Here is a 1,616-nt window from a genome sequence, read left to right as displayed (position 1 = left end):
AACGAAATACAAAGGCGTCTTCTGTTAGTCGTTAGTAAAAACAAGCTGCTATTAACTGAAAAAGAACAGCAGTTCCTTCTTCTTAATCCGAACATATATGTATCATCGACGGCAGACTCTAAGCCTATATCTTTCATGAATAGTGAAGGTAAGCCTGATGGTATTTCGATTGATATATTGAGTGAAATATCCCGACTTACGGGGTTAAACTTTATTTACGACAACGACCTCGATTTACAGGGCAACCAAGCTCATCCAGTTTCTCTTCCAGTAATTCATACTAAGGCGACACCTTCTACTGGTGACGATGAGCATCACCTCTATTCTAAGCCTTTCATGGTTGAGCCGTGGGCACTGGTTGGTAAAAGTGATACGAGTAAATTGGCGGTATTCGGTGAGTTAACGAAGAGCTCCGTTATTGGAACTATAAACGACAGTGTCGGAATAGAGCTTGTGAAACGCTATTGTGAGGCTTGCCCAATTAAGACCTATAGCTCTGAGTTGCTTTTGCTCGATGCCGTGGATACAGGAGAGGTAGACTCAGCGATGCTTTCGCTCTATTTAGCGTCTCCTCTATTACAGGGCCAGTATTCAGGGTACTTACGCGTAACAAGCCTGCTATCTAAAGACAACGATATTCCAGTCGCCTACAGTGTCGAAGCCGACCAAGAAGTGCTGAACAATATTATTAACAAAGCGCTGTTCGCCATACCTCATCACAAGTATCAGCAGATCAAGAAGCATTGGTTGGATGTGTCTTATGAATCAGGCGTGGATACGGCAGATGTTATCTTGGGTGCTGCCATTTTAATCTCTGTAGCATCGGTGCTCATTATGCTTGTAATGGCATGGAGTTGGAAACTAAGACGTGAAGTTGAAGATCGAAAGCGAACTGAATCCGCTCTCAAACATCAAGTGGAGTTCGAGCGTTCATTGTTGGACGCAATGCCGTTTCCTATTGTTGTGCGTAACTTGGATAACCAGATAATCAGTCTGAACAGTGCCGCGCAGCAGCTTACTGGTTTTGAGTTAATCGAAGGAACTATCGTTAATAACTCCGATGAAGACACAATGATCCATCACGGGGTTGTTTTGCCTCGCTTAGAAAAAGAAGTCGTTTCGCCGCAAGGCAGTAAACACTACGCGTATTGGAAGTGCCCTTATATCTCCAACGGGAATATCGAAGGCTCAGTGACCATTCTTGATGATCTTACTGAGCTTTACGAAGCGAAAAAAATTGCAAAAAGTGCCGATGACCGAGTACAGAAACTGGCGAACAATTTGCATGGCGCGGTTATACAGCATATTCAGCCCAAACGAAGTCTTCACGATATTGAATTCGTCTTTATTAGTAATGGGGTAGAGGAGCTTTTAGGGCTTACTCCTGCTCAATTGCGCCGCTCTCCAATTAGTTTTTTCGCACCGCTTAATGCTCAGGATCGTCGAACCTTAATTAAGAAGGTACGTAGTGGAAATAAAGAGGGAAAACTAAGCCTCGATATTGGAGTGAATATTGATAACCAAAACCGATGGCTCAATTTGCAGAGCAAGATTTCTGATCTTGGCGATTATTATGAATGGGACTCTGTTCTTACTGATATAACAGAGCTTAAACA

1 protein-coding gene is annotated in these 1,616 nt (G+C 43.1%); it reads left to right on the top strand.

Translation table 11 applies throughout. The features are described 5' to 3' along the window. Positions 1-1,616 (top strand): PAS domain-containing protein (locus AB4496_RS21405; protein ID WP_372131890.1); only part of this gene is annotated, 1,616 nt, incomplete at both ends.

The organism is Vibrio sp. 10N.222.46.A1, from assembly GCF_041473595.1.
In the GTDB taxonomy this organism is placed as follows: domain Bacteria; phylum Pseudomonadota; class Gammaproteobacteria; order Enterobacterales; family Vibrionaceae; genus Vibrio; species Vibrio tasmaniensis_A.
This window is presented reverse-complemented; position numbering and strand designations above follow the sequence as displayed.